Annotated in this window: 20 protein-coding genes; 12 read left to right on the forward strand and 8 right to left on the reverse strand. The window is 61.9% G+C overall.

Going from position 1 to position 22,888, the window contains the following annotated elements; all coding sequences use genetic code 11:
* Positions 1 to 102 precede the first annotated feature (102 nt).
* From ACOSV0_RS20135 to mnmC, 4 genes are all read right to left on the reverse strand, one after another.
* Complete coding sequence (locus ACOSV0_RS20135; RefSeq protein ID WP_434107876.1) at positions 103 to 741, reverse strand: MarR family winged helix-turn-helix transcriptional regulator; 639 nt, start codon at positions 739 to 741, stop codon at positions 103 to 105.
* A 535-nt stretch (positions 742 to 1,276) separates the two neighbouring features.
* Positions 1,277 to 2,392 carry a YbdK family carboxylate-amine ligase gene (locus tag ACOSV0_RS20140; protein ID WP_434107877.1) on the reverse strand — a complete coding sequence of 372 codons (1,116 nt, stop codon included), beginning with the start codon at positions 2,390 to 2,392 and terminating at the stop codon, positions 1,277 to 1,279.
* Between the two features lie 104 nt (positions 2,393 to 2,496).
* The gene (locus ACOSV0_RS20145; protein WP_434107878.1) at positions 2,497 to 3,702 is read right to left on the reverse strand and encodes a cation:proton antiporter; all 1,206 of its coding nucleotides are present in this window, start codon (positions 3,700 to 3,702) and stop codon (positions 2,497 to 2,499) included.
* Between the two features lie 844 nt (positions 3,703 to 4,546).
* Positions 4,547 to 6,514, reverse strand: coding sequence for a bifunctional tRNA (5-methylaminomethyl-2-thiouridine)(34)-methyltransferase MnmD/FAD-dependent 5-carboxymethylaminomethyl-2-thiouridine(34) oxidoreductase MnmC (gene mnmC, locus ACOSV0_RS20150; RefSeq protein WP_434107879.1), 1,968 nt, complete (start codon positions 6,512 to 6,514; stop codon positions 4,547 to 4,549).
* A gap of 416 nt (positions 6,515 to 6,930) precedes the next feature.
* Between mnmC and ACOSV0_RS20155 the strand changes: the two genes are divergently transcribed.
* The gene (locus ACOSV0_RS20155) at positions 6,931 to 7,209 is read left to right on the forward strand and encodes an HU family DNA-binding protein (protein ID WP_006050811.1); all 279 of its coding nucleotides are present in this window, start codon (positions 6,931 to 6,933) and stop codon (positions 7,207 to 7,209) included.
* Positions 7,210 to 7,334: 125 nt separating this feature from the next.
* Here ACOSV0_RS20155 and ACOSV0_RS20160 read toward each other — a convergent pair whose 3' ends face one another.
* The 3 genes from ACOSV0_RS20160 to ACOSV0_RS20170 all read right to left on the reverse strand — a co-directional run bounded on the left by ACOSV0_RS20160 (position 7,335) and on the right by ACOSV0_RS20170 (position 9,779).
* Positions 7,335 to 8,660: a GTP-binding protein gene (locus tag ACOSV0_RS20160; RefSeq protein WP_434107880.1), complete on the reverse strand. Its 1,326-nt coding sequence runs from the start codon at positions 8,658 to 8,660 to the stop codon at positions 7,335 to 7,337.
* 159 nt (positions 8,661 to 8,819) lie between these two features.
* Entirely contained in the window at positions 8,820 to 9,266 is a 447-nt protein-coding gene (locus ACOSV0_RS20165) for a lytic transglycosylase domain-containing protein (protein ID WP_434107881.1), read from the reverse strand.
* Positions 9,267 to 9,602: 336 nt separating this feature from the next.
* Entirely contained in the window at positions 9,603 to 9,779 is a 177-nt protein-coding gene (locus ACOSV0_RS20170; protein WP_434107882.1) for a hypothetical protein, read from the reverse strand.
* Between ACOSV0_RS20170 and gspD the strand changes: the two genes are divergently transcribed.
* Genes gspD through gspF form a run of 3 tightly spaced genes read left to right on the forward strand, consistent with a single transcriptional unit; the run spans position 9,773 to position 14,962 of the window.
* Positions 9,773 to 12,163 (forward strand): type II secretion system secretin GspD, encoded by a 2,391-nt coding sequence (gene gspD / locus ACOSV0_RS20175; RefSeq protein ID WP_434107884.1) that lies wholly within the window; start codon positions 9,773 to 9,775, stop codon positions 12,161 to 12,163. The two genes, ACOSV0_RS20170 and gspD, sit on opposite strands and share 7 nt — an antisense overlap.
* Positions 12,160 to 13,740 (forward strand): type II secretion system ATPase GspE, encoded by a 1,581-nt coding sequence (gene gspE, locus ACOSV0_RS20180; protein WP_434107885.1) that lies wholly within the window; start codon positions 12,160 to 12,162, stop codon positions 13,738 to 13,740. Before gspD ends, gspE begins: the two co-directional genes overlap by 4 nt.
* Positions 13,741 to 13,744: 4 nt before the next feature.
* Positions 13,745 to 14,962, forward strand: a complete 1,218-nt coding sequence (gspF, locus tag ACOSV0_RS20185) for a type II secretion system inner membrane protein GspF (protein WP_434107886.1) — start codon at positions 13,745 to 13,747, stop codon at positions 14,960 to 14,962.
* 132 nt (positions 14,963 to 15,094) lie between these two features.
* Here the strand turns inward: gspF and ACOSV0_RS20190 are convergent, their stop codons facing one another.
* The gene (locus ACOSV0_RS20190; RefSeq protein WP_434107887.1) at positions 15,095 to 15,508 is read right to left on the reverse strand and encodes a type II secretion system protein N; all 414 of its coding nucleotides are present in this window, start codon (positions 15,506 to 15,508) and stop codon (positions 15,095 to 15,097) included.
* A gap of 204 nt (positions 15,509 to 15,712) precedes the next feature.
* On the opposite strand from ACOSV0_RS20190, the gene gspG reads away from it, so the two are divergent.
* The 8 genes from gspG (at position 15,713) to ACOSV0_RS20230 (ending at position 22,779) form a co-directional block, all read left to right on the forward strand.
* Positions 15,713 to 16,177: a type II secretion system major pseudopilin GspG gene (gene gspG, locus ACOSV0_RS20195; protein ID WP_434107888.1), complete on the forward strand. Its 465-nt coding sequence runs from the start codon at positions 15,713 to 15,715 to the stop codon at positions 16,175 to 16,177.
* A gap of 135 nt (positions 16,178 to 16,312) precedes the next feature.
* Complete coding sequence (locus ACOSV0_RS20200) at positions 16,313 to 16,909, forward strand: GspH/FimT family pseudopilin (protein WP_434107889.1); 597 nt, start codon at positions 16,313 to 16,315, stop codon at positions 16,907 to 16,909.
* 1 nt (position 16,910) lies between these two features.
* Positions 16,911 to 17,327, forward strand: coding sequence for a type II secretion system minor pseudopilin GspI (gene gspI / locus ACOSV0_RS20205; protein ID WP_434107890.1), 417 nt, complete (start codon positions 16,911 to 16,913; stop codon positions 17,325 to 17,327).
* Complete coding sequence (locus ACOSV0_RS20210; protein ID WP_434107891.1) at positions 17,305 to 17,982, forward strand: prepilin-type N-terminal cleavage/methylation domain-containing protein; 678 nt, start codon at positions 17,305 to 17,307, stop codon at positions 17,980 to 17,982. The genes gspI and ACOSV0_RS20210 overlap by 23 nt, the downstream gene beginning before the upstream one ends.
* Positions 17,983 to 18,956: 974 nt before the next feature.
* Positions 18,957 to 20,024, forward strand: a complete 1,068-nt coding sequence (gene gspK / locus ACOSV0_RS20215; RefSeq protein WP_434110341.1) for a type II secretion system minor pseudopilin GspK — start codon at positions 18,957 to 18,959, stop codon at positions 20,022 to 20,024.
* Positions 20,025 to 20,052: 28 nt separating this feature from the next.
* The gene (gspL, locus tag ACOSV0_RS20220; protein WP_434107892.1) at positions 20,053 to 21,477 is read left to right on the forward strand and encodes a type II secretion system protein GspL; all 1,425 of its coding nucleotides are present in this window, start codon (positions 20,053 to 20,055) and stop codon (positions 21,475 to 21,477) included.
* Positions 21,474 to 21,977 (forward strand): type II secretion system protein M, encoded by a 504-nt coding sequence (locus ACOSV0_RS20225; RefSeq protein ID WP_434107893.1) that lies wholly within the window; start codon positions 21,474 to 21,476, stop codon positions 21,975 to 21,977. Before gspL ends, ACOSV0_RS20225 begins: the two co-directional genes overlap by 4 nt.
* 22 nt (positions 21,978 to 21,999) lie before the next feature.
* Positions 22,000 to 22,779: a type II secretion system protein N gene (locus ACOSV0_RS20230; RefSeq protein ID WP_434107895.1), complete on the forward strand. Its 780-nt coding sequence runs from the start codon at positions 22,000 to 22,002 to the stop codon at positions 22,777 to 22,779.
* The last annotated feature ends 109 nt before the right edge of the window (positions 22,780 to 22,888 follow it).

A 22,888-nucleotide genomic window follows, 5' to 3' on the forward strand; every position in this document is an offset into this window, starting at 1 on the left:
AAAGACTTGCCGCTACACGGCGCGAACCGGCCGGCAGACGGCGATCGCCGCCCGCCGGAACACGGCATGGCAGTGTAGCGGATTGTCCCTGGAGATGCCGCCTTATTGGGCGAAGATCTTCCAGGTCTTCTTCTGGGTGGCGACGTCGGCCGCTTCGTACACCGAGCAATCGAGACGCAAATCCGTGTCCGACATGTTCATGCCGAGCAGCCCGCAGTGGTGCGGCGTCTTCTTCGGATTCTTGCTCGGCTCGAAATGCGTGCAGCTCAGGCACATGCGGTGCGGCGGAATCGTGCCTTGCGCTTCCAACTGGTGGACGGTCTTGAGCAACGTGCGATAGAACAACGCCTGTTCTTCGTCGCGCAACGTGCCGACAGCCTTGGCCAGAAAGTCCGGCCATTGCGCAGCGCGCTTCGCGGCGGTTCGGCCACGCGCCGTCAGACGGACGGCGAGGGCACGGCCATCGTCGAGGGCGCGGCGTTTTTCGACCAGACCTTTGGTCTCGAGCGTGCTCACGGCATCGCTGGTGGTCGCGGCGGTCAGGGCCGTTTCACGGGCAATTTCGCCGAGACGCATCGGGCCTTTGCGCTGCATCAGCAAGACCAGGATTTCGCCCTGGGTCGGCGTAAGGCCTGCGCCTTCCGCCCATTCCCAAGCCTGGCTCCGCATGGCCGTGCTCAATCGCAATAGGCTGTGGGTCACTCGCCCGGATGCCTGTTCTCCGTATACGCCTTCGCTCATAATCTTCGTTTGGTTTATTAAAGCTTGCGTGCGATGCCGGTGAACCGCTGCCGAACACGCCCGTAGCCTGTGTGGGGTAGCCTCGCCCAGAAGCAGACGAGACGGAATCTACTATCTCAAAAATTTACCGCCTTGCAAGCCGAAGCGGTGCAAACGACATTCTATGCGAGAGCGGAGAATCGTACAGCTAAGTTATCCAACACAAGCTGTGGATAACCATGGGAAAACACAGGGGATGGCATGTGTGTCGATTCTTGATAAGCAATTTGACCGCTCCCGCCTTACATAAGTTGTCCTCGTTTCCCAGTGCCGATGCACCTCCGACCAGTCTAGTTATAGTTTACGTAGGACTTTGACTTTTCAGGGAATTATTCAGTTGTCCACAGGCAGATGCAATGCTTGTTAACTACTACTACGTTTGTATACGTAAACTTTAGAAAAACCTGAAGCCCTGCGAACTGGAAATTATTTATGAAAAAAAACCCGCACGAGGCGGGTCTTCCTTACCGTTTGACGTAAGCAATCCTGTATCCGGCTAGGCCCGCCACTGCAGGCATTGCTGCCTTACGGCTTCGTGCAAGGACTTTTCCCGCTCGAATACGCCACGCAGCCACGTCGCATCATTGACCTGACCGCGCGCAATCGTGCCGATTTCAGCGAGCGCGTTGCCCGAGCCCAATGCTTCGGCGTGCGGCGCAATCAGATCCAGCGTTTCGAGGATATCTTCGGAAATCGTTTTGCGTTCGCTCGTTTGCGGATTGATGCAGTTGCCGGCCAGACCGAACCGGCAAGCCTCGAAACGGTTAAACGTGTAGACGAGGTAATCGTCTTCTTTCGGCGTGATCGGCTTATCGAGCAGCAGATGCCGTGCAAGCGTCTGGATGTAGCAGGCGATCGCCGCGGCGCGATCCACCGACATCGGCGTATCCATCACACGTACTTCGATCGTGCCGAAACCGGGTTTCGGCCGGATGTCCCAGTAGAAATCCTTCATGCTGTTGACCACGCCTGTGTGGACCATCTTCGAGAAATATTCTTCGAAGCTGTCCCACGTCAACACAAACGGCGCGCGGCCCGACAGCGGAAACGCGAACACGGAATTCAGTCGTGCCGAATGAAAACCGGTATCGACACCCTGCACAAACGGCGATGAAGCGGACAAGGCGATGAAATGCGGAATGAAGCGCGACATGGAATGCAGCAGATACAGCGCGCTGTTCGGATTCGGACAGCCGATGTGCACGTGCTGTCCGAACACCGTAAATTGCTTGGCAAGATAGCCGTACAGCTCGGAAAGATACTGAAAGCGTGGCGTATCGACGATCTGCCGTTCGCTCCATTGCTGGAACGCGTGCGTACCGCCACCGCACAAGCCGACGTTCAGGTGGTCGGCGGCGGAAACCAGCGTGTCGCGAATCTTGCGTAAATCGGTGACGGCCTGTTCATGCGTCGTGCAGATACCGGTCGACAACTCGATCATGCTTTCGGTGATTTCCGGCGTAATGTTGCCGGGGATTTTTTCATCCTTGATGAGGCGCATCAGATCCGAGCCGGCTTTGGTCAGATCATAGTCGTGCGTATTGACGATCTGCATCTCGAGTTCGACACCGAAAGTGAACGGTTTCGAATCGATGAAGGGTTCGAGTGACATGGCGTCCCCTGAGTCAGGTCGGCCGGGCATTTGTCACATGCCCGGCCGTTTTTGAAGCGAATAAGTTGGATAAAGCGCGTGCCGCATTGAGAAGCGGCGTGCGCTTACTCTTCGCGCCGTTCACCCACCAGCGCAAGGCTGCGATACACGAGCCACGGCCCGAGAATCTGCAGCACGAAAATCGAGCACATCACGATCGCCCGCAGTTGCGGGTCGAAATTCGGATAGAGGTTGTACGTATCGTCGACGAGGAGGTAAGCGAGCGCCGACATGGGCGATAACGACAAACCTAGCGCCATCCCCTGCTTCCAGTTCAAGCCGCTCGGTTTGGCGAAGGCCAGCACGCCGACCAGTTTCGCCGCCAGACGAGCAACAATCAGACCCAACGCCGCCACACCGCCGAGCGCGATGTCTTTCCATTCGAACGAAGTCAGCGTCAGCACGAACAGAATCACGGTCAACAACCAGCCGGCCGTGCCGAAATGTTCCGGCCACAACTGCGGACGCGCTTCAAGATTCTTCACGATGATGCCCGCGGCCAGCAAGGCAAGAATGGTGGACAGCTTGAACAGATGCGCCACCGCAATCGCCAGCAGCACGAGGCCGAACAGCGCGACGAACGAATGCTCATCCTGCATATTCAGGCGGCGATAAAAAAACGTGCACGTGCGCGCCAGCAGATAGGCCAGCACGAGCGAGCCGACCAGCAGATACAGCGGCTGCAGAATCGTGGCGTATACGTTGCCGTAGACCTCCTGGTGCAACCAGCTCGATACCAGCTTTTCGATCACCACCGCATACATGCTGTTCAACGCGGTAAGAGTCAGCAAACGTTGGGTGACCTGACCTTCCGCGCGCAACTCGGTTTTGAGCTGGATCACCATTGCCGGCGAGGTCGCCATGGCAATCGCGGCAAGCACGGTCGCCACCATCAGCGGCACTTTCAGGAACAACAAAACCGGCAAAACCAGCGCGAACGTCAGCGTGGCTTCGGCGACGCTCGACAGAATCAGCCAGGGATTGCGGCGAATCCAGCGCAGATCGAGTCGGCTGCCAAGTTCGAATAACAACAAACCGAGCGCCACGTCGAGCAACGGGCGTGCAGCGCTGGCGGAATCCGCGTCGATCACGCCGGAACCGGCGGCGCCTGCTATCAGGCCGATGACCGCATACCCGGAGATGCGCGGCAAACGCCATGCGCGATAGCAAAGTTCCCCGCATAGACCCGCGACGAGCAATGCGAGACCAGCCCAAAAAATGGCGTCGGGTATCAGTGGCCAGGCTGGAAAAAATGAAAACGCCGATTTCATCGTGATGGGTTCTCCTTTGCAGCAACGGCAGACGACACGAACCGGCGCACATACCGGCGAGCGGGTGGGCGCATGAGGCGCTCACTGTCGCGATCGTTTCGCGTGACCAGCGTTGCGAGTTTTCAACGATCGGATGATCTGAATGCGCCGCAGCCGCAGGGAGCGCGGCGCATTCCGGGGTGCGGCCGCAGCATCCGGCACGACACGGTGAAAGAACGCCGTCGACTTTGAATCAGATTCTGATTGAGCGGCACCGTTCCATTGCTGCGTGTGCCGCCAGAGGCGAGGCACGACGCGGAAAAGAACGGCGATTGTGCCATAGCTTTTTCAGACTTGACCGAAAAGACAGGAACATGCAGGCAAAACGGTAAAAACGTGCGTTATCTACTAGAGATGAGGAAAAAGCGACCGTTTGAGAAGATAGTCTGGCGCCCTTAGCGTACAGGTTCAACGTTGCAGATATGTTTTTCGGAGCGGCGCCGGCAGTGTTTTTTCCTCGATTGCGAGCGGTTTCGACTCGACGATTGCGCTCGATCTCGAGAGGGTTCTTCTGTTTACAGGTTTACCGTATGTATACGTAGTAACAGTTAACAAGGTGCCTCGTTTTCTGTGGATAACCTTGGTTTACCGAATCGATTCATCGGGTTGCCGCTCGTATAACAGGATGCACAGCGTGTGCGGGAGCGGCGGGTATACAAGGGTAACTTTTCGCGATTTTCGACGGTCGCCGAGTTACCCCGTTTACGTCCACAACGGTTCCACATGAGTTGCGCCGGTAAACGGCGCGGTTATCCACAAGATTCGGTGGATAACTTTTCTCGTCGCAAATGTTCAGTGCGTGCGGTTAACGCACTGTGCCCTGGCGCAATGCGCGCAAGAGGAAGCGGGCAGGATCGATGTCTTCGGCCAACTCCCGTTCGAGCGGCCATGGCTCACCTTCGATTTGCGAGGCGATCAACTCGGCGCCTAACGCCGCCCATACCAGACCGCGGGATCCATAGGCGAACGCGCTGTACAAGCCATCGACGCGCGGCAGATCGAGCGGCCATGCGCCACGCAGACGCTCGGCGTCGCGCGTCGAGGCGGCTTCGTCGGCGATGTTGCCGATCATCGGCATGCGGTCGCTCGTGACGCAGCGAAACGCAACGCGCCCAGCGAGCGCCGCTGTCCGTGCCGGATCGACGATGCCGTCGAAGGCCGGCAGCATCTGCGCGACACGTTCGAGGTTTTCCAGATGGCCATCCGGCCGCAGTGCGGTGTCGGGGTCGTCGAGTTCGTAAGTCGCACCGGTGAGCGTGACACCGTCGGCTAATGGGACTGCGTAGCCTTCGCCGATTACCGGCATCGCAAGCGGCGGGACAGTGCCCGGCGGTAGCAAAGTCAACTGGCCACGGATACTGCGGGTTGGCGCGTGCTGCAAACCGGCGATGCGCGCGGCCTCGTGTGCGCTTGCGACAATAACCACCGGCGCGCGCGCGATAGCCTGTCCTTCTGCATCGAAGACGGTCCATTGATTGCCCGATCGCTCAAGGCGCGCCACGTTCACGCCGAAGCGGCGTTCGAGCCGATCGCCTGCCGCCGCGCACTGCGCGGCGCAAAGGGATGCCGGATCGATCCAGCCGCCGTGTGGAAAGAGCCAGCCGCTTCGGGAAAGCGGCATGCCGGCAAGGGCTTGTGCTTCGCTCTGCGATACGGGCGTCACGTATTCAGACGGATAACCGAACGCCGCGATTGCCTCGCTCATCGAGCGTGCTTCATCATCGTCCGCGGCAATCTGCAATAGGCCGGGAGCGCCGCGCAATACAGGGTGGCCAAGCCGTTCGAGCGCGGCCCAGCGCCTCAGCGTGTAGAGAAAGCCCGCACGCGTGACGCGCGACGCGACGCTGTCGTCGCGCGAAATCATTGGGTGGAACACGCCGGCCGGATTGCCCGAGGCGTCTTGCGCCACTGAAGCATGGCGCTCCAGCGAGGTGACACGCCAGCCCCGTGCAGCCAGGCGCTCGATCACGGCGCAGCCGGCAAGCCCGGCGCCGATCACAATGGCGTGCCGTTCGTCGACTTCGAGCGGCGCTGGCGGCTCATAGCGGCGCACGCGCCAGCGCGGCGCGAAGCGGCCGACCAGCATCGCCCGTTTCCAGCCGAAGCCGTCGACTTTCCGATACTCGAAACCACATTGCGTCAACGCGCGCTTGATGTCGCCGGCGCTGGTGTATGTAGAGAATGTGGCGCCCTCACCCGCCATGCGAGCGATCGACTTGAAGATCGCCGGCGTCCAGATCTCGGGGTTTTTGGCCGGCGCGAAGCCGTCGAGATAGAACGCGTCGGCGCGCAGCCGCAGGTTCGGCAAGGTCTCCCCGGCGTCGCCGAACACGAGCGTCAGGACGACCCGCCCGTCTTCGAACTCCAGCCGATGGGTGCCGGGCACGAGCATCGGCCATGCGCCGGCCACTGTTTGCGCGAGCGCGGCTATCGCCGGATCGGAAATCGTCGCGGCATATACGCTTTGCAAATCGGCCTGAGTAAAAGGATGTTTCTCGGTCGAGACGAAGTGCAACCGCTCGCAGCGCGCCGGATCGTCACGCCAGGCAGCCCAGGTCATCAGGAAGTTGATGCCCATGCCGAAGCCGGTTTCAAGCACCGTGAAAATGCGACGGCCCTGCCATCGGTCCGGTAGCGCGTTGCCGCGCAGGAAGACGTATTGAGCCTGCTCGAGACTGCCGACAGCACTGTGATAGATGTCGTTGTAGAGCGGCGAAAAAGGCGTGCCGTTGTCGCGAAACGCGAGGACGGCGGGGATCAGCGGATCGGTCATGCGCGGCGGAAAATGACGCTCGAAAGAGCGGATCAGACGTTACCGCCAGCGCGCGCAGCTCGCCGGACGGCGAAAAAGACGCGCTTCAACGTTGGCAAAAACCAACGCTGAGCCCCGTCCATACTGGGTTTGAGCCTCCAATTGAGGCTCGCGAAGCGAAAAAAGAAGGGTTTCCCCTCAATCTCGGCCCCGAAACCGCTTAAATTCTTCGAAACCCTTATCCTGATTGGGTTTGCGCTGCGCTATCATAGCAAGCGCCGCGAAGGGAGCGGCAGCACGGCCGACGGGTAGTCAAATCGCCCGGCGCTATTGTCCGGAGGGGATCCGGATTGCAGCTGCTCGACGGCGTGGCCCGCGCACGGATAATCGGCGCGTTCGCGCTGTTCGTGTCAACCTAAACTCAGAAAGGAACCTTAATGAACAAACAGGAACTGATCGACGCCGTCGCAGGACAGACCGGCGCCAGCAAGGCTCAAACCGGTGAGACGCTGGACACGTTGCTTGAAGTGATCAAGAAGTCCGTGTCGAAGGGTGACGCGGTCCAGCTGATCGGCTTCGGCAGCTTCGGTTCGGGCAAGCGCGCAGCACGTACGGGTCGTAACCCCAAGACCGGCGAGACTATCAAGATCCCGGCCGCCAAGACCGTCAAGTTCACGGCTGGTAAGGCATTCAAGGATGCAGTCAACAAGCGCTAAGCAGATTACTGCCTGGCAGTTGACACCCGCCCATGGCGGGTTTTTTTTCGCCTGCGATTTTTTGTTTTGGCCGCAACCGTAACAAGCGCCGCGGCCAAACAAACAGCACCAGGAGCAAAAGCGGCCTAGTCGTGGCGATGCACGATTTCGCCGTGACCATGGCCGTCGTGGTCGTGGTCGTGATCATGGTCATGATCGTCTTCGTCGAAGTCCCATGTGGGGAACGGATCGGCGAATTGTTGCCACGCTTGCGGGCCCGCCGCGTATTCCTCGTCGGTCACGAGGCACGCGTCGAACTTCGCTTTCCAGACAGCCGGGTCGATGCCGACGCCAATCATCACCAATTCCTGGCGACGATCGCCGATGCTCAGGTCGTCCGGATCGCCGTACCAGTCGGCGGCAATTTCGGCGGCCAGCTCGTCATCGCCATCCGGCCATTCGCTGCGATCCTGAGCGGCCCACCACATGCCCGCCGGACCATGCCGGCAAGCGCCACCCGCCTGCGACAGCGAACCGGCGATGTCGTTACGCGTGGCCAGCCAGAAGAAGCCCTTGCTGCGCAACACGCCCTTCCACTCTTCATGCAGCAGTGCCCACAGGCGCTCCGGGTGAAACGGCCGGCGCGCGCGGTAAATGAAATTGCCGATGCCGAATTCGTCCGCTTCACCGTGATGAGCATGGCCGTGTTCATGACCGTGCTCATGCTCGTGTTCGTCATTAAGCGACGCCAGCCAGCCCGGTGCGCTCGATGCCTCGTCGAAATCGAAGCGCCCGGTGTTCAGCACTTCGCCAAGCGGCACTTCGCCGAAACGGCTCACCACCTGCACGGCGCGCGGATTGATACGCGCAAGGATGCGCTGCAAACGCGTGAGCTCATCCGCGCTCACCAGATCGGCCTTGTTCACCACCAGTACGTCGCAGAATTCAATCTGCTCGATCAGCAACTCGACCAGCGTCCGGTCGTCCTCCTCGGTCGCGGCAATGCCCCGTTCGGAGAGCGCGTCGGCCGACCCATAGTCGCGCAGGAAGTTGAACGCATCGACCACCGTCACCATCGTGTCGAGCTGGGCGACATCGGACAGCGACACGCCGTCCTCATCGACGAAGGTAAAGGTTTCGGCAATCGGCATGGGCTCGGCCACGCCGGTCGACTCGATCAGGATCGCATCGAAGCGCTTTTCGCCCGCGAGCCGCTTGATCTCGACCAGCAAGTCGTCACGCAACGTGCAGCAGATGCAACCGTTCGACAGCTCGACGAGCTGTTCTTCGACATGCGAAAGCGCGGCGGCGTCACGCACGAGCGTTGCATCGATATTGACGGCGGCCAGATCGTTGACGATCACGGCGACGCGCAAATCGGCGCGATTCGCGAGGATGTGGTTCAGGAGCGTGGTCTTGCCGGCGCCCAGAAAACCGGAGAGCACGGTGACTGGCAATAGCGGCTGGTTCATCGCAGTACGGAAAGACAAGAGGATTGGAAGGCGTGCCGGGCTTGGGGTTGCATGACTCCGGGACCGGAAGATGGCCGGACAGCGACGGCAGCACGAAGCCGCATTGTGCATCAAACGGGGGACGGCCGCGTGACGGGCCGGATCAAAAACCGCTACCGCTCACTGTCCGGCCGGCATCAGGTTCCACTTGCGCAGGATCGCGGCGATCTGCTGCGCGTACTTGTCGCGCAGGGCCGGCGTCTCGGAATGATATGCGCCGACTGCCTGCCAGGTATTGCCGTATTTGTTCATCTGGCGCCGCAGATGCCACGCCGCGATATAGACGTTCTTGCAAGGCTCCATCAGCGTGCCTTGCGAGATGCCGTACTGGGCGAGCGTCGGCAGATGAATCGAGTTGATCTGCATCACGCCGTAGTCGGTCGAACCGTTGGCGTTCTTATGCAGCGCGTCCGGCCGATTGTGTGATTCCTGCCAGGCAATTGCACGCAGAATCAAGGGGTTGACCTTCTGATACCCCGCAGCCGCGTCAAAACAATCGGCGCGCGCGGACCCTGCTGCGATCAGCAAGGCAAGTCCTGCGGCGACGGTGACGAGACGTTGTTTCATCACTCAAGATGACTAAACAAATTGCAAAGGTAAGGTTCGGTAAGGTAATGCGCGGACCATATTTCAGCCGCTGAGGCTCACTGGCTGGGCCTTCGTTGGACATCGGGGAAAACCCGCGTCGGCAAGTCACAACCAGCACCTCGAACGGCTCGTATCATACCGGCACACCTAGACGCGTCAAGTTGGCTAACCGACATAATCAAGCGTAAAACGAAGGGCTTCTGCGGTTTGGCGCACTGAAGCTCATTTGCTTTCAATTGATTGACGATTCGAGACGGTCTTTAGAGTAATCACACAGGGCCGTTTGTTTTGTGACAAATCCGACATGAAAAACTGTTACTGTTCATTTTTTTCGGACATTGGATGTCCGGCATCCGGGTCGCTGATCGCCTGTGACGCCGGCTGGCAGACCGACAGGGCGGCGGCCTGCTCAAATGTTCGCACGGCATGACCGTCGACGGCTACGGCTGTTGGCATCGATCCCACATTCCATGAGAAGAAATCGTATGGCATTGCGTCGCGTCGCAACGGCGCTGCTGGTGGCTGGATTGATCACCGCGCAGACAGCACAGGCACAGGTGACACTCAATTTCGTGAACGCCGATATCGACCAGGTGGCCAAGGCGATTGGCGCAGCGACCGGTAAAACGATCATCGTCGATCCGCGTGTGAAGGGTCAGCTGAACCTCGTTTCGGAAAATGCGGTGCCTGAGGACCAGGCGCTCAAGACCTTGCAATCCGCTTTGCGGATGCAGGGTTTCGCGCTGGTTCAGGATCACGGCGTGCTGAAGGTCGTACCCGAGGCCGACGCCAAGCTGCAAGGCGTGCCGACCTACGTCGGCAATGCACCGGTGGCGCGAGGCGATCAGGTGGTCACGCAGGTGTTCGTGCTGAAGAACGAATCGGCCAATAACCTGCTGCCGGTCTTGCGTCCGCTGATCTCGCCGAACAACACCGTGGCGGCTTATCCGGCCAACAACACGATTGTCGTGACCGATTACGCCGACAACGTGCGGCGTATCGCTCAGATCATCGCGGGTGTCGATACGGCGGCGGGCCAGTCGGTGTCGGTCGTGCAGTTGAAGAACGCCAACGCGATCGACATCGCCACACAGTTGACCAAGATGCTCGACCCCGGCGCGATCGGCAGCACCGACGCCACGCTGAAGGTGTCGATCACGGCGGACCCGCGCACCAACTCCCTGCTGATCCGTGCGTCGAACGGCGGCCGTCTCGCGGCGGCGAAGCAACTGGCAAAGGAACTTGATACGCCGACCACGATGCCTGGCAACATGCACGTCGTGGCGCTGCGCAACGCGGATGCGACGAAGCTCGCGAAGACCTTGCGCGGGATGCTTGGCAAAGGCGGAGACAGCGGTTCGTCGGGCGGCTCGAATGAAGCGAATTCGTTCAACCAGAACGGCGGCGGTGGCGGGTTGGGCAGCAATTCGACAGGCACGTCGGGTACGCCGCCGCTGCCGTCGGGCGGACTCAACAGCAGCTCCTCGTCGTCGCCGATGGGCGGTAGCGGGGGGGGATACGGATCGAGCGGCGGTGCCGGTTCCGCCGGACTGCTAGGCGGCGACAAGGACAAGAGCGACGACAATCAGCCGGGCGGCATGATCCAGGCGGACTCCGCGACCAACTCGCTGATCATCACCGCGGCCGAACCGGTGTACCGCAACCTGCGGGCGGTGATCGACCAGCTCGATGCGCGGCGCGCGCAGGTTTATATCGAGGCACTGATCGTCGAGTTGAACTCGAACACGAATGCCAATCTCGGCATTCAGTGGCAGGTCGCGAACAATTCGCTGTATGCCGGCACCAACCTGTCCACGGGCAACAGCAACAGCATTGTCAATCTGACGGCGGCTGCCGCGGCAGGCGCGACCACCGGCGGCCTCGCCGGGGCGCTCGGAAACGCGACCGGCGGGCTCCAGCAGGGCCTCAACATCGGCTGGATTCACAACATTTTCGGTGTGCAGGGACTCGGCGCGCTGCTGCAGGCGCTGTCGCAGACCGCCGACGCAAACGTGCTGTCGACACCTAACCTCATCACGCTCGACAACGAGGAAGCCAAGATCGTTGTCGGTACGAACGTGCCGATTCAGACCGGTTCGTATTCGAACCTCACGAGCGCGACCGCGACGTCTGCGTTCAATACTTACGACCGTGTCGACGTCGGTCTGACGCTGCACGTCAAGCCGCAGATCACCGACGGCGGGATTCTCAAGCTGCAGCTCTACACGGAAGACTCGGCGATCGTGAACGGCACGACCAACGCGACGACTAACCCGGCCGGTCCGGAGTTCACGAAGCGTTCGATCCAGTCGACGGTGCTTGCCGATAACGGCGAGATCATCGTGCTGGGTGGCCTGATGCAGGACAACTATCAGGTCAGCAACAGCAAGGTGCCGTTGCTGGGCGATATTCCGTGGATCGGCCAGCTGTTCCGCTCGGAACAGAAGACCCGCAACAAGACCAACCTGATGGTGTTCCTGCGCCCCGTGATCATCACCGACCGCGCTACCGCGCAGGCGGTGACGTCGAACCGCTACGATTACATCCAGGGCGTGCAGGGTGCCTACAAGTCGGACAATAATCTGATCAAGGACAAGGACGATCCGGTGGTTCCGCCGATGCCGATCGGTCCGAGCCAGGGCGGTTCGCCCGCGATGAATCTGTTCGATCTCGACAAGATGCGTCGTCAGCAGCTAACGCCGCCGCCAGTTTCGGCGCCGGCGCCGGTCACGAATGGCGGCGCTGTGACGACGAATCCGGTCATGAACAATGGTGGAACCGTGCAGCAGACGTACCCCGCCACGAATGGCGCCGCGGTGCAGACGAACCCGGTAACGGTGACGCCTTCCACCGCTTCGCCCGGAGTGCAGCCGTGAGCACGCCGTCCACGCCGCCGTCAGCTTCTGCGTCGTCGGCAGCAGCGCGAGCCGGTGCATCGACGCAAGCTGCGGCGCCCTCCTCGGCCATTCAGACTGCGATCGTGGCGGAGCATGCCGAACGTATCGCGCCGTCAGGCGTTGCCGCGCGCCTCGTGCCCTACGGTTTTGCTCGCAGCGGTCAGATTCTGGTCGCGCATCAGCACGCCGACAGCCTCGAAGTCTGGATCAGCGAGCGCACCAGTGACGCGGCGCTTGCCGAAGTCGCGCGTAACTTTGGCGCATTGTCCATTGTGCGTGTGCCCGCCGACGAACTGGCCCAGGCGATTAACCAGGCCTACGCGCGCCAGGACGGCAGCGCGGCGCAGGTGGTTGGCGAGGTGGAAGGCGAAGTCGATCTGTCGCGTTTGATGCAGGACATCCCCGAGGTCGAGGATCTGCTCGAGTCGGAAGACGACGCGCCGATCATCCGCATGATCAACGCGCTGCTCACGCAAGCCGCACGCGAGCAGGCTTCGGATATTCATATCGAGCCGTTCGAGACTTCGTCGGTGGTGCGCTTTCGCGTCGACGGCACCTTGCGCGATGTCGTGCGGCCGAAGAAAGCGTTGCACGGCGCGCTGATCTCGCGGATCAAGATCATGGCGCAGCTCGATATCGCCGAGAAGCGTCTGCCGCAAGATGGCCGTATCACGCTGCGTGTCGGTGGACGACCGGTCGATGTGCGCGTCTCAACGTTGCCGACCGGTCACGGCGAACGCGCGGTACTGCGTCTGCTGGAAAAGGACGCCTCGCGCCTGAATCTCGAAGCGCTCGGCATGGCGCCCGACACACTCGTCAGGTTCGACAAGCTGATCGGCAAGCCGCACGGGATCGTGCTGGTGACCGGCCCGACCGGCTCGGGCAAGACGACCACGCTGTATGCGTCGATGTCGCGGCTCGAGACCGCGACCACTAACATCATGACGGTCGAAGACCCGATCGAATACGACCTGTCCGGCATCGGCCAGACGCAGGTCAACGAGCGGATCGGCATGACCTTCGCGCGAGCGCTGCGCTCGATTCTGCGGCAGGATCCGGACGTCATCATGATCGGTGAAATCCGCGACCTGGAAACCGCGCAGATCGCGGTGCAAGCGTCGCTGACAGGTCACCTTGTGCTGGCGACGCTGCACACGAACGACGCGGCATCCGCAGTGACACGTTTGACCGACATGGGCGTCGAGCCGTATCTGCTGGCGTCGTCGCTGCTCGGCGTGCTGGCGCAACGGCTGGTGCGGCGTCTGTGCCCGGTGTGCCGCGAAGAACGCGTCGAAGAAGACGGCAGCGTGCGCTGGCATCCGGTCGGCTGCGACAAGTGCGGACAGTCGGGTTATGCGGGACGGCGCGGTGTCTACGAATTGCTGCTGATGGATGACGACATTCGCACCCTGGTTCACCGCAATGCGTCCGATGCGGAAATTCTCATTTCGGGCCGTGCGCAAGGTATGCGTACGCTGCGCGAAGACTCGGACCGCTGGCTCGCCTCCGGGCTGACGTCGCTCGAAGAAGTGATCCGTGTGACGGGCGGAGCATAAGCGCATGCCGGCATTTCGTTTTGAAGCGATCGATGCAGCGGGCAAAGCGCAAAAAGGCGTGCTCGATGCGGACAGCGCGCGCGGCGCGCGGACCAATCTGCGTTCGCAAGGACTGACGCCGCTCGTCGTCGAACCGGCAGCGACGCGCACGCGTGGCGAGCGCAATCAACGCCTGTCGCTAGGACGGCGGTTGTCGCAACGCGAGCAGGCGATTCTCACGCGTCAACTGGCCAGCCTGCTGATCGCCGGCTTGCCGCTCGACGAAGCGCTCTCGGTGTTGACCGAGCAATCGGAGCGCGACTACATCCGCGAGCTGATGGCGTCGATTCGCGCCGAAGTGCTCGGCGGCCATTCCCTCGCGAATGCACTGACGCAGCATCCGAAAGACTTCCCCGAGATCTATCGGGCGCTGGTGGCTGCCGGCGAACATACCGGCAAGCTCGGCCTCGTGCTCTCGCGTCTGGCCGACTACATCGAGCAACGCAACGCGCTCAAGCAGAAGATCGTGCTCGCGTTCACGTATCCGGCGATCGTGACCCTTATCGCCTTCGGCATCGTCACGTTTCTGCTGAGCTACGTCGTGCCGCAAGTGGTCAACGTGTTCGCCAGCACCAAACAGCAACTGCCGTTTCTTACCATCATGATGATGGCGCTGTCCGGTTTCGTGCGGCACTGGTGGTGGGCGATGCTGATCGGCGTGGCCGTGCTGGCGTATCTGGTGCGCTCGATCCTGAAGCAGCCCGGTCCGCGCCTTGCGTTCGACCGGTGGCTATTGACCGCCCCGCTGCTCGGCAAACTCGTGCGCGGCTACAACACGGTGCGCTTTGCCAGCACGCTCGGCATTCTGACGGCCGCGGGCGTGCCGATCCTGCGCGCGCTGCAAGCCGCAGCCGAAACGCTCAGCAACGTCGCGATGCGCGAGAACATCGACGATGCGATCGTGCGTGTGCGCGAAGGCACGTCCTTATCGCGCGCGCTTGGCAATACGAAGACATTTCCGCCGGTGCTGGTTCACCTGATCCGTTCGGGCGAAGCGACCGGCGACGTGACGACCATGCTCGACCGCGCGGCCGACGGCGAAGCACGCGAACTGGAGCGTCGCACGATGTTCCTGACGAGCCTGCTCGAGCCGTTGCTGATTCTGGCGATGGGGGGCGTGGTGCTCGTGATCGTGCTGGCGGTGATGCTGCCGATCATCGAGTTGAACAACCTGGTGCAGTGACCGGGGCGAGTTTGAAGTTGGGTGGCCGATTCGGCTATGCCGGTTGTTGTGCCGGTAGTGATGCCGATTGCTTACTCAGGCGGCGAGTACGGCGGCCGCGCAATCAGCTGAAGCGATCCGAAGCAGGACGCTTCAGCGGACGTAGATCGTAGGGCCTGCGGCATTAGCCGGCAGGAATACTTCGGAATGCGCGCCATTGCGGTCGATGATGATCGAGCGGGCGCGGACTTCGGAGAGTTTGGCGCCTTGCATGAGCGTGCTGCCGAGCGACACCGCATGCGGCGGTTCGCCACCCACGCTGACGATGGCCGCGGCGCCTTCACGCAAAGCGAGTATGCCGAACAGATGCACGTCCTGGTTGGCGCTGCGGGTGAGCTGGCCGCCGAACAGCGTGGTGGCCTGGTCGGTCGAGACCTGCGTATGCGCGGCGGCCGCGGGCAACGGTGCGCCCGACGTCGTGGAGATCGTGATGACCCAGTAGGTCAGCGTGGCGCAAAACACGGCGAACAGCGCGAGCGACAGAAGTCGGATTTGGATGGCGTTCATGCTCATATTGTACGGACTATTGTGAAACTTACGTTGGGGGATGGGCACTAACCTGGTGCTTTGCACCAGGTCCGGTGTTTTCTCGCAACCCTTCAACTACATGACATTAAAATGACCGGCCGGGTGTGTTCAATGGCAGCCTGATTGCCTGACACGCAAATCCCGCCCGATCAAAAAAATTCACCTGAGAAGAGGTAGCAAGCTATGCAACTGTCGACCATTCGCCGTCCTGAAATCGCGGGTCCGCGCAGCCGTCGTCAACGCGGTTTCACGCTGATTGAAATTATGGTCGTGATCGCGATTCTGGGCATTCTGGCCGCATTGATCGTGCCGAAAATCATGAGCCGTCCGGACGAAGCGCGGCGCGTGGCCGCCAAGCAGGACATCGGCACCGTGATGCAGGCGCTGAAACTCTACCGTCTCGACAACGGCCGTTATCCGACTCAGGAGCAAGGTCTGCGCGCGCTGATCGAAAAGCCGAGCACGGACCCGGTGCCGAACAACTGGAAGGACGGCGGCTACCTCGAACGTCTGCCGAACGATCCGTGGGGCAATAGCTATCAGTATCTGAACCCGGGCGTGCATGGCGAAATCGACGTGTTCAGCTATGGCGCGGACGGTAAAGCGGGCGGCGAAGGCAACGACGCCGACGTGGGTTCGTGGCAGTAGTCCGGCAATTCAGCCGACAGTAAGCGCCGTTGATTTTTATGCGTGCCGGATCGCCCTGCTTTTCTGGCGATCTGCTGCGCGTCTTATCGACTCATTGTTTTTCTGATCTGTAGTTGATCGTTCGTGGCCGGCACTATGCGATTGTCCGCTTGCAAGTCCCGTGTGGACACTCCGTGTACGGCGCCGTTGCCGGGCATGGCGTGCGCCGGCGCGCATATGCGCGATCAGCGTGGCTTACGCGGTCCGCTTGGCCCACGTGATTTACGCGCAGGCGGCCCGAAGCGTGCAGCGGGTTTCACGCTGCTCGAAATGATGGTGGTGCTGGTGATCGCGGGCATTCTGGTATCGCTGACCGCGCTGACGATGACTCGCAACCCGCGCACCGATCTGAACGAAGAAGCGCAGCGTCTCGCGCTGCTGTTCGAGTCGGCCGGCGACGAAGCGCAGGTGCGCGCGCGGCCGATCGCCTGGCAACCGCTCGACGGCGGCTTCCGCTTCGATCAGCGTACGGAAGACGGCTGGCGTCCGTTGCGTGACGATCTGCTCGGGCCGCGCAACTGGGAAGGTGGCGTGACCGGCGTAGCGATCGATTACCCCGGCTCGGATTCGCACCCGAGCCGTGTCGTGTTCGGCACCGAAGCGATCGACGTGCCGGTGCAGATCACGCTGTTTTCGGCGGCGGGGCGCGCGACGATCGTCGGCACCGGCAATGGCCGCTATGAGGTGCACTGAGATGCGTCGTTGCAGGGACATGGGTGCGCGCGAGATGGTCCACAGCGCGCAGCGCGGTTTTACGATGATCGAAGTGCTGGTGGCGCTCGCGATCATCGCGATTGCGTTGGCGGCATCGTTGCGCGCGGTGGGGAGTCTTGCGAATGGCGAGGCTGATTTGCATCGTCGCCTGCTCGCGGGTTGGAGTGCGGACAACACGCTGGCGCAATTGCGTTTGACGCATGGCTGGCCGAACGTCGGCTCGACGAGCTTCGACTGTTCGCAGGGCAATCTGGAGCTGATCTGTACCGAGCATGTGACGGCGACGCCGAATCCGGTGTTTCGTCGAGTGGAAGTGATGGTGACGACGCCTGGGCGTTCCGGCAATCTTGCCCAGATGGTGACGGTGGTCGCGAATGAAAACAACCGTTCGCTCTAAGCGCCCTGGCCGATCGGGCGCGCGTGGTTTCACGCTGATCGAGTTGCTCGTCGCGATCGCGATTATGGCGGTGATTGCCGTGCTGTCGTGGCGCGGGCTCGATCAGATCATTCGTGGCCGGCAGACGATTACGAACGCGATGGAAGACGAGCGCGTCTTTGCGCAGCTGTTCGACCAGATGCGGATCGACGTGCGGCAGGCCGCATCGGATGATGAATCCGGACAGGCGGCGGTGTCGGTTTCGGGCAATGTGCTGCAGATCGTGCGGGAGACGCTGTTGCCGGGGACGGCGCCGCGTTTGCAGGTGGTGAGGTATCGCGTGTCCGAGGGGCGCGTGGTCCGGTATGCGTCGCCGCCGTTGGGGAATGTGGGCGAGTTGCGGCGTGCGCTGCGCGGTGGTGAAGGAGAGGGCTGGACGGCGGTGCCTTTGATGGGTGGAGTTGGTGCTATTTCTGCGCGTCTTTACGTGCCGAAGCTTGGCTGGACCACGCAGATGAAGGATGTGCAGAGTGCTATCACGGAGAACGATAATAATTTGAAGGTGCCCCAGTTGGGGAATGCGCCGCTGCCGCGGTCGGTGACTGGGCTGGAAGTGAGTGTTGGGGCTAAGTCGTTGGCGCGGCCTGTTACGCGGGTTTTTCTCGTCGGAGAATGAATATGAGGTTCTCGTTTTTGTCTCCGCGATGGTCAGAGGGTTTTGGGGGTTTTTTGTCTCCGCGACGCTCTGTGTTTGGGCGTGTGTGGTTGTGGTTTTTCTTTGGGTTTTTGCTTGCTCGGCGTTCTTTTCTTTGTCTGCGCTCTTTCGGCGTTGGCCTTTCCTTGTTTTCTTATTGGTCTATTAGCGTCGCCCCTGTGCGGGGCAGGCACCTACTTTTCTTTGCAGCCGCAAAGAAAAGTAGGCAAAAGAAAGCGGCTCAAACCGCTAATGCTAAGCGGGTCCCCCGCACAGTTAACCGTAGTGGCACATCTGGAATCGGTGCCCCCGCACACTCCACTCTCGTGACAAGGCAGTCATCCGTTCCGGCGGCGCTGCGCGCGCCGTGCGGTACATCACGAAAAATACGGGGTGTTTCTGACGCTTGCACTCCAGCGGCCAGCGTCTTTGCACGAAGGGAGGCGCAATTGCTCTCTTCAACGCCTCTGCTCACTTCATTCGGTCGTCTCGACGCGACGCGCCTTTTGGCCGCACGCGCTTGGCCTCACGCACAGACATCCGCCGAAAAATGGGTGGTGGGGCATTCCGCCGAGGCAAAGCCGACGGCCCCCATCCACCTCAAACCAAGCCACGGGTTTTCAAGCCAAGCCGTTCCGGCGAGCGCGGAGCGCGAGGCGGGAAGTATGACTGCCTTGTCACTTCGGGTTGAGGGTACGGGGGCACAGATTCCAGATGCACCACTGCCTCTTCCGAGCCAGGGGACCCACTTAAGAATTAGCGGTGTGAGCTGCTTTCTTTTGCCTACTTTTCTTTGCAGCAGGCAAAGAAAAGTAGGTGCCCCCCCGCACAGGGGGAAAGCTAATAAACCAATAACAAAACAAGGAAAGGCCAACGCCGTAGGCACACAGCCAGGAAAGCAGCCACAAGCAAACCAAGAAAAGGCCAACGCCGCAGGCGCACAACCCAAACAACACCTGCACGCAAACCAAAGAGGCGCAGCAATAATCAGCGCCCTCCTAGTAGTCGCGCTATCAGCGATCTTAGTATCGGGCATGCTCTGGCGCCAGCAAGTCCAAATCCGCCGGATAGAAAACCAGCGCCTCCTATCCCAGGCGCAATGGGTAGCCCGCGGCGCACTCGACTGGACGCGCCTGATCCTCCGCTCGGAGGGCGACACCTCAGCCGGCATCACCTATCTGGGTGGCCTGTGGGGCGTCCCCATCGCCAAAACCCGCCTGTCGGATTTCCTCGGGCAAATAGGTGAAGTCAGAGCCGAACAAGGCCAGGACACCTATCTCTCCGGTTCGATCGAAGACGCCCAGGCGAAATTCAACCTCCGCAATCTGGTATCGAGCCCGGCGCCGGGCGTCATGCAACTGAACACGGAACAGATCGGCGCTTATCAGCGTTTGCTCGTGTCTCTCGGCGTGAACAGCCAACTGGCCAAAAACACCGCCGTGCAGGTCCGCGCGAGTCTCGCTCAATCGGCGACACGCTTCCAGACGGTCACGTCCACCACCGGCACAACAACGACCCCGACCCCGCAGGGCGGCGCCACCGGCGGCAGCTTCACCGACAAACCCGGTATGGAAGACGGCGACGACAACGCGGCGCTCGCACCGCTGCAAATGATCAGCGTCGATTCGCTGCTCGACATCCCAGGCTATACGCCGGAAATGGTCGCGCGCTTGCGGCCGTTCGTCACCGTGCTGCCGACGGTATCGGCCGTCAACATGAATACCGCCTCCGCCGAAGTGATCGCGGCGATCGTGCCGGGAATGAATCTGTCGTCCGCGCAAGCCTTTGTCGCGCGCCGGCAGACAGTGTTTTTCCATAACGTCAGCGATGTGCAACTCGCCTTGACCGGCGCCGGCGTACCGTCGGCCGGCGTCGATGCGAGCGAAATGGACGTCAACACGAATTACTTTCTGATCCACGGCCGCGTGCAGCACGAACGCGCGGAAGTGGACCGCACGACCCTCGTCTATCGCGACGCATTGACTCACACTACGCGTATCGTGCGGGTGCAAGACCAATTATGAATAACGCCTTTCCCAGAGAGAGTGGCCTTTGAGCACGCTGATCGTTCTATTGCCGCCGCGTGATCCGGCGGTGCCGTCGCAGGAATGGCAACTGCCGGACCTGCCGTTCGTGCTGCTCGACAAGTCGGGCCGCACCCAACGTGCGGGCCGCTCGGCGCTCGCGCTGCTGCCGCGCGCTTCGTCGACGGTGCTGATGGTCGCCGCCCGCGACCTGCTGATGATGCCCGCCAAGCTGCCGCCATTGCGCGGCCCGCGGCTGCGTCAGGCGTTGCCGAATATCGTCGAGGATCAGCTGATCCAGGACCCGCAAACCTGCCATATTGCCGTCGACCCGCAGCCGGTCGCGGGCGGCCGGCAATTGCTCGCGATCATTGACCGGGGCTGGTTCCGCTTCATCTGCGAGGCCTTTGCCGCAGCAGGCCACCGCAGCATGCGCGCCGTGCCGGTCACGCGCTGCCTGCCGCAAGCCGTGGCGCTCGATACACCCGCCGAAGTCGCGGAAACGGTCAACGCGGGCGAGCCGGTCATGGCGGGCTCGGCTAGCGTGGCGACGTCGCTGCCGGGTGTCGCACCGGTGGTGGCGCCAGGCGTCGCGTCGGCGGTGCCGATGGTGGCGGCCGTGCTCGGCGCCGTGGTCCAGACCGCGCCCGCCTTGTTGCTCGAAGGCGCGATTGAAAGCGCGATGGTCAGCAGCGGTGTACCGCGCGTCGAACTGGCTATCGCGCGCGGCGTGCAAGGCGAAGGGCTGGCGGTGCCGGCTAACGCTGTGAACGCGACGCTCGCCGCGCTTGCTGGCGCGGCGCCGGTTTCGCTATACATGCTGACCGAGGTGCCGGGCAACGAGCCAGGTCTCGCTGCAACCAGCCCCGCGAGACTCGCTGCTCATATCCATGGAGCCAGCCCACTGCCGTTCGAGCAACTCGCGCGGCGCGCGCTGGAGTGCCGCTTCGATCTGTGTCAGTTCGAGTTCGCCTCGCAGCCGTGGCGGCTCGACCGCGCGACGCTGCGGCGTCTGCGTCTGCCGGTCATGCTGGCGGTCGGCGCGCTGGTGGTCGCGATCATCGGCGCGAATGTGCAGTGGCTGATGCTCGCGCGTCAGCGCGATGCGATCAACACGCAGATGACCGAGCTGTTCCTCAATACCTTCCCGAAGACGACGGTCGTGCTCGATGCGCCCGATCAGATGTCGCGTCAGTTGCAGCAGTTGCGCGTGGCGGCGGGTGAACTGTCGCCGGACGATTTTCTGTCGCTCGCCGATGGTCTCGCGCGTTCGTTGGCGCCGGTGCCGGTCAACGGCATCGCCGCGCTCGACTATCACGATCGGCGGCTCGATGTGACCTTCAAGCCCGAGGTGAAACTCGATGCCGATTTCGCCAAGCGCCTCGCGCGCAACGGGCTGACCGGCGCGATCGATAGCAACACCGGCAAGTGGACCATCAGGAACGGACAATGAAAGCTGAACTCGCCCAAAGCTGGGCTGGATTCTGGGACCAGCGCACCGAGCGTGAAAAAACGTTGCTGGCGTGGGGCGGCGGCGTGCTGGCCGTGGTGATCGCATGGTCGGTGCTGTGGGCGCCGGCGCAGGATGGCCGCGCGCATCTGCGTGAATCGCTGCCTACGTTGCAGCGCCAGTTGGCGCAGATGACCGCGCAATCGAATGAAGCGCGCCAGCTTTCCGCGGCGGCGCAAGGCGTCGCACCGACCGGCGCCGCGCTGAAGGACGCGCTCACCGCCTCGCTCAGCGATCACGGCCTGGCCGCGACCCAGGTGCAGGTAATCGGCAACGCGGTGCAGATCCAGATGAAGAACGCGTCGTTCCCCGCCTGGACGAGCTGGGTCGACGATGTGCGCAAGCAGTTCAAGGTGCAGGTCGCCGAGGCGCATGTGACCGCGCTCAAGGAAGACGGCCAGGTGGATCTGACGGCATCGTTGCAGCCGTCCACCGCGAAATGACCGCGCCGTTACAGGATCTCGCATGAATTACTGGATGCGGCGCCTGCGCGTCGCGCTACCTTGGCTGGCGGTCGCGATACTGGCGAGCGCGGCCGTGATACTCACGTTGTTGCCGGCCGCCTGGATCACACCGCAGTTCGCCAGACAGACCCATGGTCACGTCAATCTCGTCGACCCGGCCGGCTCGTTGTGGCACGGTTCGGCCACGCTGATGCTGGCCGCCGGTTCCGACATGAGCGCGGCGACCCTGTTGCCGGGGCGGATCGAATGGCGCACGGCGTTCTGGCCGCTCTTCACCGGCCGTGTGCGGATGATCATGCGGCAGAGCGAAGCAATGCCCGACCCGATCACCGTCGACGTTACGCCGCGCAGCGCCATCGTCACGCCGGGCGCGATGACGGTGCCGGCCTCGTTGCTGAGCGGCCTCGGCGCGCCTTTCAACACGCTCGATCTGCAAGGCGACGTGCGTCTCGCGTGGTCCGATTGGCGCAGCTTCAATCAGGAAGCGTTCGGGCAACTGACGGTGACGCTGAACGACGTCAGTTCGCGTGTCTCGCTGGTCAAGCCGCTGGGTTCTTACCGGCTGCTGTTCCAGGCGCAAGGGGTGTCGTCCACGCTGGATCTGACGACCCTCAAGGGGCCGCTGATGCTGACCGGCAATGGCAGCGTGTCGCCGGCCTTGACGTCGTTTCATGGGACGGCCAGTGCCGCCCCGGAAGCGCGCGACAACCTCGCGGGGCTGCTGAATCTGTTGGGACGGCCAAGCGGACCGGATACGGTCGCGTTGACGTTCGTCCACTGAGACGGGTGCCTCGCGCGGGTGCGCGATTGCGGTACGGGGGTTGTGCCGTGCGAAGCTGTGCCGTGCGAAGCTGTGCCGTGTGAGCGCGTGCCGTCCTCACCGCCGCAGT

The sequence above is a fragment of the Paraburkholderia caffeinilytica genome (assembly GCF_051027425.1).
Lineage (GTDB): Bacteria > Pseudomonadota > Gammaproteobacteria > Burkholderiales > Burkholderiaceae > Paraburkholderia > Paraburkholderia caffeinilytica_A.

Excerpts from the sequence above, each read along its gene's own strand:
- gspD (WP_434107884.1), top strand. The coding sequence starts at position 9,773 with ATGGCATTGCGTCGCGTCGCAACGGCGCTGCTGGTGGCTGGATTGATC.
- ACOSV0_RS20190 (WP_434107887.1), bottom strand. The coding sequence starts at position 15,508 with ATGAACGCCATCCAAATCCGACTTCTGTCGCTCGCGCTGTTCGCCGTG.
- ACOSV0_RS20230 (WP_434107895.1), top strand. The coding sequence starts at position 22,000 with ATGAATTACTGGATGCGGCGCCTGCGCGTCGCGCTACCTTGGCTGGCG.
- ACOSV0_RS20155 (WP_006050811.1), top strand. The coding sequence starts at position 6,931 with ATGAACAAACAGGAACTGATCGACGCCGTCGCAGGACAGACCGGCGCC.
- ACOSV0_RS20145 (WP_434107878.1), bottom strand. The coding sequence starts at position 3,702 with ATGAAATCGGCGTTTTCATTTTTTCCAGCCTGGCCACTGATACCCGAC.
- ACOSV0_RS20170 (WP_434107882.1), bottom strand. The coding sequence starts at position 9,779 with ATGCCATACGATTTCTTCTCATGGAATGTGGGATCGATGCCAACAGCC.
- gspF (WP_434107886.1), top strand. The coding sequence starts at position 13,745 with ATGCCGGCATTTCGTTTTGAAGCGATCGATGCAGCGGGCAAAGCGCAA.
- ACOSV0_RS20210 (WP_434107891.1), top strand. The coding sequence starts at position 17,305 with ATGAAAACAACCGTTCGCTCTAAGCGCCCTGGCCGATCGGGCGCGCGT.
- ACOSV0_RS20225 (WP_434107893.1), top strand. The coding sequence starts at position 21,474 with ATGAAAGCTGAACTCGCCCAAAGCTGGGCTGGATTCTGGGACCAGCGC.
- ACOSV0_RS20165 (WP_434107881.1), bottom strand. The coding sequence starts at position 9,266 with ATGAAACAACGTCTCGTCACCGTCGCCGCAGGACTTGCCTTGCTGATC.
- ACOSV0_RS20200 (WP_434107889.1), top strand. The coding sequence starts at position 16,313 with ATGCGATTGTCCGCTTGCAAGTCCCGTGTGGACACTCCGTGTACGGCG.
- gspG (WP_434107888.1), top strand. The coding sequence starts at position 15,713 with ATGCAACTGTCGACCATTCGCCGTCCTGAAATCGCGGGTCCGCGCAGC.
- ACOSV0_RS20160 (WP_434107880.1), bottom strand. The coding sequence starts at position 8,660 with ATGAACCAGCCGCTATTGCCAGTCACCGTGCTCTCCGGTTTTCTGGGC.
- ACOSV0_RS20140 (WP_434107877.1), bottom strand. The coding sequence starts at position 2,392 with ATGTCACTCGAACCCTTCATCGATTCGAAACCGTTCACTTTCGGTGTC.
- gspI (WP_434107890.1), top strand. The coding sequence starts at position 16,911 with ATGCGTCGTTGCAGGGACATGGGTGCGCGCGAGATGGTCCACAGCGCG.
- ACOSV0_RS20135 (WP_434107876.1), bottom strand. The coding sequence starts at position 741 with ATGAGCGAAGGCGTATACGGAGAACAGGCATCCGGGCGAGTGACCCAC.
- mnmC (WP_434107879.1), bottom strand. The coding sequence starts at position 6,514 with ATGACCGATCCGCTGATCCCCGCCGTCCTCGCGTTTCGCGACAACGGC.